We start from the raw sequence: 13,612 nt of genomic DNA, 5'->3' as shown, positions 1-13,612 counted from the left end.
CTGGCGAGACATCATTGGCAGACATACCGTGCAACCCGCGCTAACGCTCGCGCGGTGACCGCCGCTTCCGATATCGTGCCCGACAGCGAACGCCGTGGGTTGATCGGCGCTCTCCCCGCTCGCCTGAGACCGCTGGCGTCCCTGATGCGGATCGATCGGCCGATTGGGACGTGGCTGCTCTACTGGCCATGCGCGTGGAGCGTGGCGCTGGCGGGCGTCGACAGGCACTGGAGCCTGCTGTTGTGGTTCTTCCTCGGCGCCTTTGCGATGCGGAGCGCCGGCTGCGTCTACAACGACATTGTCGACAGGAACCTCGACAAGTCGGTCGAGCGCACGCGCCTTCGTCCCCTCGCAAGCGGGCGGACCTCGGTCGGCGCCGCGTGGGCGCTGATCGCAACGCTTTGTCTGCTGGGACTGGTTGTGGTGGCCCAGTTGAATGTCACCGCGGGTATCATTGCATTCGTTAGCATTGCGCCTGTCGCGGCCTATCCTTTCATGAAACGCATCACTTGGTGGCCGCAGGCGTGGCTCGGCCTCGTCTTCTCCTGGGGCGCTCTGGTCGGGTGGCCGGCCGTGCGCGGGACGCTCGATCTTCCCGCGCTGCTGCTGTGGTTGGGAAGCATCGCCTGGGTCGTCGGCTACGACACGCTCTATGCCATCCAGGATATCGAGGATGACGCGCTGGTTGGCGTGAAGTCGTCGGCACGGCGGCTCGGCCACAAGGCAGCGCAGGGCGTCGCGGTTTTCTATGCAATCGCGGTGCTATTCTGGGGCGCCGCGATTTGGTCGGTCCGCGCGGACTGGCTCGCGCTCGTCGCATTGGCTCCCGCCGCGATCCACCTCGCCAGCCAGGCGCGCCGGGCCGATTCCAAGGACGGGGACTTGGCGCTCAAGCTGTTCCGGTCCAATCGGACCGCAGGCTTCCTTGTTTTCCTCGGGCTGCTGGTCGTCGGCCTTTCCAGCCGCTAGGCGCCGCCAATGCTTTCCGTGGAACAGGCGCGCGATTCCGCGCAATCGCTCGTCGAGCAGGCGCGCCGTGCCGGTGCCGATGCCGCAGACGCCGTTTACATCGGGTCGAAGTCCCAGGGCGTGCAGGTCCGCCTTGGCGAGCTGGAGCATGTGGATTTTTCGGAAGGTGAAGACGTCGGCCTGAGGGTCTTCGTCGGGCAGCAGTCCGCCAGCGTGTCCACGTCCGACTTCTCGAACGAGGCGCTCTCAGCCCTCGTCGAACGCGCAGTCGCCATGGCTCGCGAAGCACCTGAGGATCCTTACGCGGGGCTTGCACCCGCTCAGCTGATTGCCCGAGGACCGTTCCCTGACATCGACGCCGAAGATCGAAGCGCCCCGGGCCCGCAGGAATTACGCGAGAGCGCACTCGCAGCCGAGAGAGCAGCGCGCGCGGTCGAAGGCGTCACCAATTCTTCTGGAGGCTCGGCGGGCCGCTCTGCGAGCACCATGGCGCTCGCCACATCCTCCGGCTTTAGCGGAGCTTCGCGTTCCACGGGGCACAGCATTTCCGTCAGCGTGATTGCCGGAGAAGGGCCGACAATGCAGCGCGACGGCGCATGGCACGGTGCGCGACATCTGTCGGACGTGGACGCACCGGAAATCGTTGGCCGACTTGCTGGCGATCGGGCGATCGCCAAGCTCAACCCCGGCAAGCCCCAGCCGGGACGCTATCCGATCCTGTTCGATCCTCGCGTCGCCGGGTCGCTGGTGACTCATTTCGCCGCGTCTATCTCCGGCGGATCGATTGCGCGAAAGGCCAGCTTCCTGCTCAGCAAGCTCGGCGAGCGCATTTTTGCAGACGGTGTGCGGATCGTCGACGATCCACTCCGCCCGCGCGGACTTCGCTCCCGCGCCTTTGACGGCGAAGGTCTCCCGGTTGCTCGCATGGACTTCGTATCCGATGGAATTCTTCGAACTTGGACAGCCGAGAGCGCGTCCGCTCGCCAACTTGGCATCCAGCCGACGGGCCACGCCGTGCGCGGTGCTGGCGGAGCGCCGGGGGCCGGACCGAGCAACCTGTTCATCGAGGCGGGGAACCGCACTCGGGAGGAGCTTCTCGCCAGCTATCCGGAAGCGATCCTGGTCACCGAACTCATCGGACAGGGGATCAACTACGTGACCGGCGACTACAGCCGGGGAGCTGCCGGCTTCATGGTCCGCAACGGCGAGATCGCGGAGCCGGTCGCCGAAATCACAATCGCCTCCAACCTGCTCGAAATGTTTGCAACTTTAGAGCCGGGCAGCGATCTGGAGTTCCGGCGCGGGATCGATTCCCCGACCCTGCTATTGCCGGAAATGACAGTCGCCGCCGCCTAGTCCGCCGCCTCGATGGCCGGAACGCCAAGCCGCATGATCTCGATCTTGGTGCAGCGATCCATCACCACTTTGAGGCCGGCAGCCTCGGCGCGGGCCGCCGCATCCTCGTTGACGATTCCGAGCTGCATCCAGACTGCCTTGGCGCCTGCGGCAATCGCCTGGTCGACGGCCTCGCCTGCCGCGATCGGGCGGCGGAAAATATCGACGATGTCGATCGGGACGCCGATCTGGCCAAGGTCGCGCCAGACGAACTCGTTGTGAACGCGCTCGCCGGTGATCTGCGGGTTGACCGGCAGCATCCGGTAGCCGTGGCGCTGCAAGAAGGCCGACACGCCGTAGGACGGGCGATCCGGCCGGTCCGAGCAGCCGAACACGGCAATCGTCCGTGCCTCTGTCAGCAACTGCCGGATGTCTTCGTCGGTGGTCAGCGGCATCAGTCGTCTCCCGAGCGTTCAATGCTTCAGCGGCGAACTTTCTCCAGTTCGGCCAACACCGCGGCGGCGAGTCTGGTGAAAGCGTCCGCGTCCTGCGGAGCGCCCGCGGCTGGCGGCATTCCGGCATCGGATGCCGAGCGAATTGCAGGCGACAAAGGCAGCCGCCCCAGGAAGGGCACGCCGATCGTCTCCGCGGCAGCTTCCGCGCCGCCGCTGCCGAACGGATCGGAGCCTTCGCCGCAATGCGGGCAAATGTAGCCCGCCATGTTCTCGACGATCCCGAGAACCGGCACGTCCATCTTGCGGAACAGGTCGATCGCGCGGGTCGCGTCGATCAAGGACAAGTCCTGCGGTGTCGAGACGATCACGGCCCCATCCGGCCGCGATTTCTGGATCAGTGACAATTGGACGTCACCGGTGCCCGGCGGCAAATCGACGACGAGGACCTCGGCATCGCCCCAGTCCGCCTCGATCAGCTTGGCCAGCGCACCCGTCGCCATCGGCCCGCGCCAGGCCAGTGCATGGCCCGGCGACACCAGCTGGCCGAGCGAAAGAAACTTGAGGCCATGCGCTTCGACCGGGATCAGGCGGTCGTCCTCGGCTTCGGGCTTGGCATTGGTCCCTAGCAGGGTCGGCTGCGACGGTCCGTAGACGTCGGCGTCGACAAGACCGACTTTCTTTCCTGTCCGCGATATGGCGATGGCCAGGTTAGTCGCGACAGTCGATTTGCCGACCCCGCCCTTGCCGGCCCCGACGGCGATCAGGGTACGCGCCGGCTGCGAGGCGGTCATGGCAATGCGTGCCTCGCTTACGCCTTCAATCGCCAGCGCGGCGTCGCGGAAATTTTCCTCGACGGCCGCGCGATCCGCGGTTCCAAGACCGGTCGCATCGACGATCAACGTCGCTACGCCATCCTTCAGCTTTCGCGAGCGCAGGCGCGCGGCTTCCGGGTGCGCATCGAGCGTCGCGAGCGGGTCATTCTCTGCTGCCATCGCCGCGCGACATAGGAAGTCGTCGCTCGGTTGCCACTGTTTTTCGCCCGGACTGCTTCCTATAGTGGTCCCATGACCATCTTTTCGGGGCTCGTCCCCAGGGCGCGCGCCCTCTTCAGCGACAATAAAGGTCCATGGGGTCCGTCGAGCGGCGGAGAGCCGGAGGACGAACCGTCTCCGAAAGGCCCGTGGGGCGAGACTCCCTCCAAGGGCAAGCGCGCGACGGGATCGTCGCGACAAACCGCCTCCCTCGACGAATTCCTTCGCCGGGGACGCGAACGCTTCGGCGGCGGCGGCGGCGGCTATTCTGGCCGGCCGATCGGCTCCCTCATCTTCTGGGCGATCGGCGCTTTGGTGCTCGTCTGGTTGCTGTTCACCTCGACCCACGTGATCTCGCCAAGCCAGCGCGGCGTCGTTTCCCGGTTCGGGCGCTACACCACTACCCTCGGGCCAGGTGTGGGCTTCACCCTCCCCTCGCCAATCGACCGCGTGAAGAAGATCGACGTCGAGAACATCCGCTCGTTCGACCTGGGTTCGACCGGCGATAACGACCTGATGCTGACCGGCGACCAGAACTTGCTGGATATCGCTTATTCGGTCCGTTGGAACATCCGGACGCCGGAGCTCTATTTGTTCCAGCTTGCGGATCCCGACGAAACGACCAAGCAGGTGGCGGAAAGCGCAATGCGCGCGGTCGTCAGCCGGGTCAGCCTGAACGACGCCATGGGTGACAAGAGGGCAGAGATCGAAACCCAGGTCACCGAGCTGATGCAGCGTATCCTCGACAGCTATCGCTCGGGCATCCAGGTGCAGGGCATCGCAATCAAGCAGGCCGATCCGCCCGACGCCGTCAACGACGCCTTCAAGGAAGTCACGGCGGCCCAGCAGGACGCCCAGTCCTACGTCAACCAGGCCCGGGCCTATGCCCTTCAGCTCACTGCCAAGGCGCAGGGCGAGGCGACGGCGTTCGACAAGGTCTACGAGCAGTACAAGCTCGCGCCCGAAGTCACCCGCCGCCGCATGTATTACGAAACGATGGAGCAGGTGCTATCCAAGGTCGACAAGACGATCATCGAGGCGCCCGGAGTGACGCCGTATCTTCCACTGCCGGAGCTTAAGAAGTCGCAGCCGCAGCAGCAGGAGACGCAGCGATGATGGACTTCATCCGCCAGCGTCCGATCGTTACCGCGGTCGTCGCACTCGCGCTGTTGCTCGTGCTCGTGAGCAGCTTCCCCGTCGTTCCGGAAACCAAGCAGGCCGTCGTAGTCCGCTTCGGCAAGCCGGCCCGGATTCTCAACCGCTACGAACCAGGCCGCCCGATCGGCAGCGCAGGCGCGGGAATCAGCTGGCGCATTCCGTTCGCGGAAGACATCGTCTGGATCGACAAGCGCGTGCAGGACGTGGACATGCAGCGCCAGCAGGTGCTGTCGACCGACCAGCGCCGGCTCGAGGTCGATGCATTCGCCCGCTACCGCATCGTGGATCCTCTGAAAATGTACATCCGTGCACGAAACGAGGACCAGCTTCGCGACCAGCTACGCCCGATCCTGGGCTCGGAAGTTCGCAATGAGCTCGGCCGGATCGAGTTCGCGGCGCTCCTGACCCCGGAGCGGCAGGGAATCATGGAAAGCGTCAAGAAGTCGCTCAACATGATCGCCAGCCAGTACGGCGCGGAAATCATCGATGTGCGGATCAAGAAGACCGACCTTCCCGACGGCACGCCGCTTCAGTCCGCCTACGATCGGATGCGGACGGCGCGCCAGCAGGAGGCTCGCTCAATCCGTGCCCAGGGTGCCAAGCAGGCGCAGATCATCCGTGCGGAAGCAGACGCTGACGCGGCGAAGACCTATGCCGCAAGCTTTGGCAAGGATGCGGACTTCTATGACTTCTACCGCGCCATGCAGAGTTACCAGACGACCTTCGTCGGCGACGGCCAGGATAAAACTGCTCCCACGAGCATCGTTTTGTCGCCTGACAATGCCTATTTGAAGGAATTCGCTGGGAGAGGACGCTGAGTCCGTTCAATTCGCGTTCAGGCGTTGTGGCTAGCGCCAGCGTAAGTGCTAAACGTGCAATTCATGGAGTATCGATGAGATCGAAGGAGTCCGGGACGGTGCGCTACGCCTATGGAGTTGCAACGGCGCTGCTGTTGGGTGGAACCGCCTTTTCGCTGACAACCGGGTCGGCGGGTGCGCAGGTTGCGCAAAATTCTCCCGCGGCGATGGCGCCGGGTGGAGCCCCCATGTCCTTTGCGGACCTGGCGGCAAAGCTTCAGCCAGCAGTGGTCAACATTTCAACGAAGCAGCGCGTACCGGTCAGGACCCAGTCCGACCCGCTGGAAGAGTTCTTCAAACGCTTCGGATTTCCCGACAGCCAGACCCCCAACGGCCAGGGCGGTGGCGGGCCGCGCACCCGTGAAACCGGCTCCCTCGGCTCCGGCTTCATCATTTCGCCGGACGGCTACATCGTCACCAACAACCACCTGATCCAGAGCGCGACCGGCAACGGAACGGTCGATCAGGTCACCGTGACGCTGACCAACCGCAAGGAATATCCGGCGCGAATCATCGGCCGCGACACGGCTTCCGATCTCGCCCTGCTCAAGATCGAGGGGCAGAACCTGCCGTTCGTTAACTGGGGCGACAGCACCAAGGCCCGCGTGGGCGACTGGGTGCTGGCGATCGGCAATCCCTACGGCCTTGGCGGAACCGTTACTGCGGGCATCATCTCGGCCCTGCATCGCGGTATCACCGGTGCCGGCGCCTATGACCGCTACATCCAGACCGATGCGTCCATCAACATGGGTAATTCGGGCGGCCCGATGTTCGATCTCAACGGCAACGTGATCGGCATCAACTCGGCGCTGATCTCGCCGACCGGTGCTTCGGTCGGCATCGGCCTCGCCATTCCGGCCGAGCTTGCCCAGCCGGTCATCGATTCGCTGCGCCGCGGGCAGCGTCCGTCGCGCGGCTATCTCGGTGTCGGCCTCCAGCCGCTCGACGAAAACATCGCCGGATCGCTCGGCCTTCCGAAGGATCGCGGCGAGATCGTCCGCTCCGTGCAGCCGAACGAGCCCGCCGCTCGCGCCGGGATTCAGCAGGGCGACGTCATCCTCCGTGTCGGCGGCCGCGACGTGAACCCCGACCAGACCGTCTCGTACATCGTTGCGAACACGCCGGTCGGTTCGAAGGTCCCGGTCGAGCTCATCCGTGGCGGCAAGCGGCAGACGGTGACCGTCACTGTCGGCCAGCGTCCGACCGAGGAAGAGCTCGCGAAGCAGCTGGGCGGAAACGACAACCAGCCGCTTAACCCGGAGAACACGCCCGCCACTCCAGGCAGCGCGGTGCTGGGCCTGCAGCTTCAGCCGCTGAACGCTGACATTGCTCGCGCGCTCAGTCTTCCGGCCGGCGCTCGCGGTGTCGTGGTGACCTCGGTCGACCCGAACAGCGACGCCAGCGAGAAGGGCCTGCAGCGGGGCGACCTGATCATGTCGGTCAACCAGCAGCCGGTGACGACACCCGCTCAGGTGGCGGCTGCGGTCGCCGCGGCCAAGGCTGGCGGACGGACGAGCGTCCTGCTGCTGGTCAGGCGCGGCACCGGGCCGGAAGCCTTTGTCGGCGTGGACATCGCTCCGCAGCAGTAGGAGTCGCCACGGCGTTTTGCCGAGGCTAGGTTGCGCCCGCGAATCTTCGAGGGAGTGCGCATGGCCGGCGAACCGACGAGCGGTATCTTCATTGGTTGCGAGGCGGGTGGTGCAAATCCGCAGCAGCTCGAGCTCAAGCGGGCGAACCGGCACGGACTGATCGCCGGCGCCACCGGCACCGGCAAAACGGTCACGCTGCAGGGCATCGTCGAAGGACTCTCGGTCGCAGGCGTCCCCTGCTTTGTCGCCGACGTGAAAGGCGATTTGTCAGGCCTCGCAATGGCCGGATCGCCCACGTCGAAGATCCACTCGATCTTTCAGCAGCGGGCGGCCGACATCGGCATGACCGACTGGACGTACCACGACGTGCCCGTTCAGTTCTGGGACCTGTTCGGTGAGCAAGGCCATCCGATCCGCACGACGGTCAGCGAGATGGGCCCGCTGTTGCTCAGCCGGCTGATGAACCTCAACGAGGTTCAGGAAGGCGTGCTCAACATCGCCTTCAATGTCGCGGACAAGGAAGGCCTGCTCCTCCTCGACCTCGACGATTTGCAATCGATGCTGGTCCATTGCGGCGAGGAAGCGGATCAGCTGACGCTGCAGTACGGCAACGTCACGAAGCAATCGATCGGGTCGATCCAGCGCTCGTTGCTTCAGTTGAGAAGCCAGGGCGGCGATCACTTCTTCGGCGAGCCGGCGCTCGAACTCCACGACTTCATTGGCTTCGACGACCAGGGGCGGGGCTTCGTCAACGTGCTGGCGGCGGATCGCCTGATGGCGTCTCCGCGGCTGTATGCGACCTTCCTCCTCTGGCTGCTGAGCGAGCTGTTCGAAGAGCTTCCGGAGATTGGCGATCCCGACAAGCCCGTGCTCTGCTTCTTCTTCGACGAGGCTCACCTTCTTTTCGACGACGCGCCTCCGGGACTGCTCGAAAAGGTGGAGCAGGTGGTCCGCCTGATCCGTTCGAAGGGTGTCGGCGTCTATTTTATCACGCAGAACCCGATCGATATTCCGGACAAGGTCGCGGCTCAGCTCAACAACCGCATCCAGCACAAGCTCAACGCCTTCACGCCGCGCGACCAGCAGGCGGTAAAAGCGGCGGCCGACACGTTCCGCATCAATCCCGCGATCGACGTCGCGACCGCCATCACCGAGCTGAAGATCGGTGAGGCCCTGGTGTCGCTGCTGCAGCCCGACGGATCGCCGTCGCCGGTCCAGCGCGTCTTGATCAAGCCGACTTCGACCCGCGTCGGCCCGCTGACGCCGGAGGAGCGCAACATCATCATCACGACCGATGCGGTCGGCGTGAAGTACGACACCTTGCTGGATCGCGAATCCGCCGAGGAGATCCTCAAGGCCAAGGGCGACGAAGCGGCAGCCGCAGCCGCCGAGCTCAAGGCTAAGACAGATTCCGAGAAGGCGGCCGCGCAGCAGGCGAAGCTCGATGCCGTCGCCGCCAAGGAAGCGGCGCGGGCGCAGGCGGCTCAGGCTCGGCTCGAGGCGCAACAGCAGCGCGAAGCCGAACGCCAGCGTGCTGCCGAGGAGCGCGAAGCGGCCCGGCAGGCGCGCGAGGCCGCCAAGCCGACCATGGCCGACAAGATGATCCAGTCGGCGGGCCGCTCCATCGCCAGCTCCGTCGGACGGCAGCTAGGCAACCAGCTTCTCCGGGGAATCTTCGGCGGATTATTGCGTGGCAGATAAGCGCGACCAGATTCAGGCGCTCGAGTGCGCTTGGCGCGACGCGTTGTGCGCCAAGGACGTGGACAGGCTCGAAAGCCTGATCCATCCGAGCTTCGTCCTGATCGGCACGCGCTCGACTGGTCCATTCATTCTCACTCGCGATGAATGGATCGACGCGATCCAGAAGCGCGAGCTCATCTCCATCGATCTCGACATCCGTGATGCCGTCGTTCTCGACCAGGTGATGGTCGGGACGATTTGGGCACGCTGGCGCGTCAAATACCTTGGCGGCGAGATCGAAGATTGCGTCCTGCTCACCGACGTTTGGGTCCAGGACGATGGTCAGTGGAAAGTGGTTCGAAGGCATTCCAGCCCGGCACCCCCGGGCCAGTACGGGACGGAGGGACGTTAGTGGCAACAGTGTCGGGAAAGAGTGGCATTCAGGCCGTGAAGGAGCTCACGCTCCGAGGGATCATCCTGGGTGCGATCATTACCTTGGTGTTCACTGCGGCGAACGTTTACCTTGGCCTTAAGATCGGACTTACCTTCGCCACCTCGATCCCGGCCGCCGTCATCTCGATGGCCGTGCTTCGGTTCTTCTCGGATTCCACGATCCAGGAAAACAATATCGTCCAGACGATCGCTTCGGCGGCGGGCACGCTGTCGGCGATCATCTTCGTGCTGCCCGGACTGATCATGGTCGGCTGGTGGACCGGCTTCCCTTATTGGCTGTCGGTCGCCGTCATCGCCATCGGCGGCATCCTCGGCGTCATGTATTCCGTGCCGTTGAGACGCGCACTCGTCACTGGCACTGACCTCCCCTACCCCGAAGGTGTCGCCGCGGCGGAAGTGCTGAAGGTCGGCGCAGGCGTCGGCGGCGCCGAAGAGAACAAGCGCGGCCTGCGCATGATCGTGTGGAGCTCGATTGCAGCAGCCGGCTATGCGGCTCTCGCCCAGACCAAGCTCCTCGCCGCCGACGCGGCCAAGGCCTTCAAATTCGGAAGCGGCGCCACCGCCGTTTCGACCAGCCTGTCGATGGCGTTGATTGGCGTTGGACACCTCGTCGGCCTCGCCGTCGGCATCGCCATGTTCGTCGGGCTGCTGATCAGCTGGGTCTATCTCGTCCCGCACTACACCGCGATTTCGGCTGCAGCGCCTGGGGTGGAGATCGGCGACTTCGTCAACGATGTGTTCCGCAACAAGGTTCGATTCATCGGTGCAGGCACGATTGGCGTCGCAGCGATCTGGACGCTGTTGCGGATCATCGGCCCAATCGTTTCCGGCATCCGTGCCGCCCTCGTCGCCAACAGCGCTCGCAAGGCCGGCCGCGGCGACGAGCTTCCGCTGACCGAGCGCGACCTGCCGATCGGCATCGTCGGCGGCACGATCCTGCTATCGATGATCCCGATCGCATTCCTGCTCTATGCTTTTGCCAACACCCCGCCGATCTCATCGGAGCCGGCCCTGACCCTCAGCATCAGCATCGTCTACATCCTGGTCATCGGCGTCATCATCGCGGCGGTCACCGGCTACATGGCCGGCCTGATCGGTGCTTCGAACAGCCCGGTCTCCGGCGTCGGCATCCTTGCGGTGCTCGGTATTTCCGTGATCCTCGCCTTGCTGTTCCCGGGCGTAACTGGCGACCTCACCAAGTCGCTCGTCGCCTTCGCACTCTTCGTGACGGCATTGATCTTCGGCATAGCAACGATCGCCAACAACAACTTGCAGGACCTGAAGACCGGCCAGCTCGTCGACGCGACGCCATGGCGGCAGCAGGTCGCACTGGTTCTCGGCGTGATCTTCGGAGCTTTGGTAATCCCGCCGATTCTCGACCTGCTCAATTCGGCGTTCGGGTTCCAGGGCGCGCCCGGCGCGAAGGACACGTCGCTGGCCGCACCGCAGGCCGCGCTGATCTCGGCCATCGCGCAAGGCGTGCTCGGCGGCGACCTCGACTGGGGCCTGATCGGATGGGGCGCGGTGATCGGGGCCATCTGCGTCGCGGTCGACGAGATTCTTCGAGCGACCAAGAAGGGTTCGCTGCCGCCGCTGGCGGTCGGCATGGGCATCTACCTGCCGATGGCTTTGACCCTGCTGATCCCGATTGGAGCCCTGCTGGGCCACCTCTATGAAAAGTGGGCAGCGCGGAGCCAGAACCCCGAGTTCGCGCAGCGGCTTGGTGTACTGATGGCCACCGGCTTGATCGTCGGGGAAAGCCTGTTCGGAGTGCTCTTCGCCGGAATCGTCGCCGCCACCAACAGCGACGCACCGATGGCCCTCGTCAGCGAGAATGCATGGGCGGTGCCGATTGGCATCCTCGTCTTCGCGGCGGCGATCGCTTGGCTTTATTCCAAGACGGTCTCGGACGCCCGCTCCGCACCGGCGGTGCCGGAAGACCATGTGATTCCGCCTCACGAGATCACGCCGCGATAGGATGAGGCGGGGGGTACTCGGCCTGGCCTTGCTGACCGTCGCCACGGCGGCATGGGCCGAACCGCCAGCCAAGCTCGCCGGCCTTTACGAGATCCGCCAGATGGAGATGGGCGGTGGCCTCGAGCTTCGACCCGACGGCCGCTTCCGCTACGCGCTCGAATATGGCGCAGCTTCCGAAGAGGGCGAAGGCGATTGGACGGTCGAAGGCAGCACCGTCCTCCTCACCAGCAACCCGAAGCCCCAGACGCCGAATTTCGTACTCGTAAAGGACGAACCGGCACCCGACGGCCAGCTATCGGTGACGCTGGAGCCACCGGGTTTCGGATGGACGGGTCGCATGGATCTTGTGGCCACAGTCGCGGGGCAGGACCGGCCGGTGGGGCTGGAAGCGAGCAGCGACGGGGACGTCGATACAGGCGGCGCGACCGTCACCTCGATCCGGCCCGTGGTTCCAATCTACGGCTTCCTTGGTGATCCGATCCCGCTGAAGCCGGGCGGTCACAGGCTCGTCCTGCGCTTCACCCCGAACGATCTCGGCAAGGCAGTGTTCGACAGGGAGCCGCTGGCAATCGAGGACGGAAAACTGCTGATGCGGCGTTACGAAACGGTGATCACCTTCCGCCGTGTCGAGCCATAGCTAGCGCCCGAGCACTTCTCGGCGAAGCTCTGCAGGGCCAAGCGCTGGAGCGCCTTGCTCCGCCTTCCGGATCAGCTCGACAACCTTGCGATTGATCGGCGCATCCATCCCGAGCCGCTCAGCGAGCGCAACCAGCTCGCCGTTGATGTAGTCGACCTCAGTCTTACGGCCGCCGACGATATCGTCGTTCATCGACGACCGTGCTTTCTCATCAATCTTCCATTTGCGCAGGAAGACGTTTTTGAAGAGCCAGTTCGGTGATCCGATCACGTAGGGCAGGACCGCTGGCGAAACCGCGGCAATTTTCGCCGGCTGGATCCCGGCTCGCTTAAGCAGGGCCAGCCCTTCATGCTGCGAAGCCGCAACCACTCGCCGATAGTCGCGCTCGCCAAATTCGCCGAGCAGTGTCCGGCCGGACAGCGCGTTGACCGCATTGTTGAGGTTGATGAGCAGCTTCCCCCAGGCGACACCCGTCATGTCATCGGACAGCTTCAGCGGCGCTGGTCCATCGGCGACAATCGCAGCCAGTTCGCGAATCTCCGGGCGGTCCTCTGCGAACAAGGCCCCTGCAACCGCCTTGTGGAAGCGGCCCTCCCCGAGATGGACGACATTGTACTGAATGATCCCGCGAGCGATCTTGAAACGCCCGCCGAGCTCGCGCCGGAGCACGTCCAGATTGCTGATCCCGTTCTGGAAGCTGACGACGAGCGTGCCGTCCCGGGCATGATCCGCGATCTGCTGGGCCGCTTCTGCAGTTGCGCCGCTCTTCACCGTCAGTGCGATGATGTCGGCATCCGCGAGAACCGATGCGTCGGTGCGGTAGTCGACGTCGGAGAGATGGGCCTTCCACCCTGCGAAATCGCTCAGCGACAGGCCGTGTTCGGCAATCTCTGCGCCAAAGCTCTTTCGGCCGAGGAAGCTGACGGGAACGCCGGCCGCTTGCCAGCATCCCCCGATGAAGCAGCCGACCGAGCCGGCGCCGTGGACGACGACCCTAGCCGCGGCCACGATAGGGCTGAACCCCCTGGTCCGGCAGCCACAATCCCTCGGGTGGCGGGCCGCTCTGCCAGAAGACATCGATCGGCATGCCGCCGCGCGGATACCAGTAGCCGCCGATGCGCAGCCACTGCGGCTTCATCTCGTCCACCAGGCGCTGGCCGATGCCGACCGTCACGTCCTCGTGAAAGCCGCAATGATTGCGGAAGGACCCGAGGAACAACTTCAGGCTCTTGCTCTCGACGATCGTCTTAGCGGGCGCATAGTCGATGACCAGATGCGCGAAGTCGGGCTGTCCGGTTACCGGGCAGAGAGACGTGAATTCCGGCGCTGCGAACCGCACCAGGTAGAGCGTGCCCGACCGTGGGTTGGGCACGTAATCGAGTTGCGCCTCTTCCGGCGACGAAGGCAGCGGCGCGGCTTTGCCGAGATGCGTCGTTTCGACCATGGCGCGGCCACCTAGCAGGCCTCGGTC

At 64.7% G+C, this 13,612-nt stretch carries 13 protein-coding genes; 9 read left to right on the top strand and 4 right to left on the bottom strand.

Translation table 11 applies throughout. The features are described 5' to 3' along the window. Positions 1–54: 54 nt before the first annotated feature. The gene (ubiA, locus tag ABD928_RS11305) at positions 55–969 is read left to right on the top strand and encodes a 4-hydroxybenzoate octaprenyltransferase (protein WP_345168831.1); all 915 of its coding nucleotides are present in this window, start codon (positions 55–57) and stop codon (positions 967–969) included. Positions 970–978: 9 nt separating this feature from the next. Continuing rightward, the gene (locus ABD928_RS11300) at positions 979–2,325 is read left to right on the top strand and encodes a TldD/PmbA family protein (RefSeq protein WP_345168828.1); all 1,347 of its coding nucleotides are present in this window, start codon (positions 979–981) and stop codon (positions 2,323–2,325) included. Here the strand turns inward: ABD928_RS11300 and ABD928_RS11295 are convergent. Next, positions 2,322–2,759: a CoA-binding protein gene (locus tag ABD928_RS11295; RefSeq protein WP_187715119.1), complete on the bottom strand. Its 438-nt coding sequence runs from the start codon at positions 2,757–2,759 to the stop codon at positions 2,322–2,324. The genes ABD928_RS11300 and ABD928_RS11295 overlap by 4 nt on opposite strands. Before the next feature lie 26 nt (positions 2,760–2,785). Beyond that, on the bottom strand, positions 2,786–3,751 hold the full coding sequence (locus ABD928_RS11290; protein ID WP_187715120.1) for an Mrp/NBP35 family ATP-binding protein: 966 nt from the start codon (positions 3,749–3,751) through the stop codon (positions 2,786–2,788). Between the two features lie 72 nt (positions 3,752–3,823). On the opposite strand from ABD928_RS11290, the gene hflK reads away from it, so the two are divergent. The 7 genes from hflK (at position 3,824) to ABD928_RS11255 (ending at position 12,141) form a co-directional block, all read left to right on the top strand. After that, complete coding sequence (gene hflK, locus ABD928_RS11285) at positions 3,824–4,906, top strand: FtsH protease activity modulator HflK (protein WP_345168823.1); 1,083 nt, start codon at positions 3,824–3,826, stop codon at positions 4,904–4,906. Then, a complete protein-coding gene (hflC, locus tag ABD928_RS11280; RefSeq protein ID WP_187715767.1) occupies positions 4,906–5,766 on the top strand; it encodes a protease modulator HflC in 861 nt (286 codons plus the stop codon). Before hflK ends, hflC begins: the two co-directional genes overlap by 1 nt. A 74-nt stretch (positions 5,767–5,840) precedes the next feature. Beyond that, positions 5,841–7,394 (top strand): Do family serine endopeptidase, encoded by a 1,554-nt coding sequence (locus tag ABD928_RS11275; protein ID WP_223276460.1) that lies wholly within the window; start codon positions 5,841–5,843, stop codon positions 7,392–7,394. A gap of 60 nt (positions 7,395–7,454) precedes the next feature. Beyond that, positions 7,455–9,095 carry a helicase HerA-like domain-containing protein gene (locus tag ABD928_RS11270; protein ID WP_187715121.1) on the top strand — a complete coding sequence of 547 codons (1,641 nt, stop codon included), beginning with the start codon at positions 7,455–7,457 and terminating at the stop codon, positions 9,093–9,095. Further along, complete coding sequence (locus ABD928_RS11265; protein WP_345168817.1) at positions 9,085–9,486, top strand: nuclear transport factor 2 family protein; 402 nt, start codon at positions 9,085–9,087, stop codon at positions 9,484–9,486. Before ABD928_RS11270 ends, ABD928_RS11265 begins: the two co-directional genes overlap by 11 nt. Next, positions 9,486–11,504 carry an OPT family oligopeptide transporter gene (locus ABD928_RS11260; RefSeq protein ID WP_425569722.1) on the top strand — a complete coding sequence of 673 codons (2,019 nt, stop codon included), beginning with the start codon at positions 9,486–9,488 and terminating at the stop codon, positions 11,502–11,504. The genes ABD928_RS11265 and ABD928_RS11260 overlap by 1 nt, the downstream gene beginning before the upstream one ends. Position 11,505: 1 nt before the next feature. After that, positions 11,506–12,141, top strand: a complete 636-nt coding sequence (locus tag ABD928_RS11255) for a hypothetical protein (RefSeq protein WP_345168814.1) — start codon at positions 11,506–11,508, stop codon at positions 12,139–12,141. Here the strand turns inward: ABD928_RS11255 and ABD928_RS11250 are convergent, their stop codons facing one another. Together ABD928_RS11250 and queF are read right to left on the bottom strand one after the other, a co-directional pair. Further along, on the bottom strand, positions 12,142–13,149 hold the full coding sequence (locus tag ABD928_RS11250) for a 2-dehydropantoate 2-reductase (RefSeq protein ID WP_345168811.1): 1,008 nt from the start codon (positions 13,147–13,149) through the stop codon (positions 12,142–12,144). Then, entirely contained in the window at positions 13,136–13,585 is a 450-nt protein-coding gene (queF, locus tag ABD928_RS11245) for a preQ(1) synthase (protein WP_345168808.1), read from the bottom strand. Before queF ends, ABD928_RS11250 begins: the two co-directional genes overlap by 14 nt. Between the last annotated feature and the right edge of the window lie 27 nt (positions 13,586–13,612).

Source organism: Sphingomonas daechungensis, from assembly GCF_039543105.1.
GTDB lineage: Bacteria > Pseudomonadota > Alphaproteobacteria > Sphingomonadales > Sphingomonadaceae > Sphingomicrobium > Sphingomicrobium daechungense.
The sequence above is the reverse complement of the archived record's forward strand: the minus strand, read 5'-3'. Positions and strand labels throughout refer to the sequence as shown.

Coding starts and splice junctions, on each gene's coding strand:
- ABD928_RS11300 (WP_345168828.1), top strand. CDS start 979: ATGCTTTCCGTGGAACAGGCGCGCGATTCCGCGCAATCGCTCGTCGAG.
- ABD928_RS11295 (WP_187715119.1), bottom strand. CDS start 2,759: ATGCCGCTGACCACCGACGAAGACATCCGGCAGTTGCTGACAGAGGCA.
- ABD928_RS11290 (WP_187715120.1), bottom strand. CDS start 3,751: ATGGCAGCAGAGAATGACCCGCTCGCGACGCTCGATGCGCACCCGGAA.
- hflK (WP_345168823.1), top strand. CDS start 3,824: ATGACCATCTTTTCGGGGCTCGTCCCCAGGGCGCGCGCCCTCTTCAGC.
- hflC (WP_187715767.1), top strand. CDS start 4,906: ATGGACTTCATCCGCCAGCGTCCGATCGTTACCGCGGTCGTCGCACTC.
- ABD928_RS11275 (WP_223276460.1), top strand. CDS start 5,841: ATGAGATCGAAGGAGTCCGGGACGGTGCGCTACGCCTATGGAGTTGCA.
- ABD928_RS11270 (WP_187715121.1), top strand. CDS start 7,455: ATGGCCGGCGAACCGACGAGCGGTATCTTCATTGGTTGCGAGGCGGGT.
- ABD928_RS11255 (WP_345168814.1), top strand. CDS start 11,506: ATGAGGCGGGGGGTACTCGGCCTGGCCTTGCTGACCGTCGCCACGGCG.
- queF (WP_345168808.1), bottom strand. CDS start 13,585: ATGGTCGAAACGACGCATCTCGGCAAAGCCGCGCCGCTGCCTTCGTCG.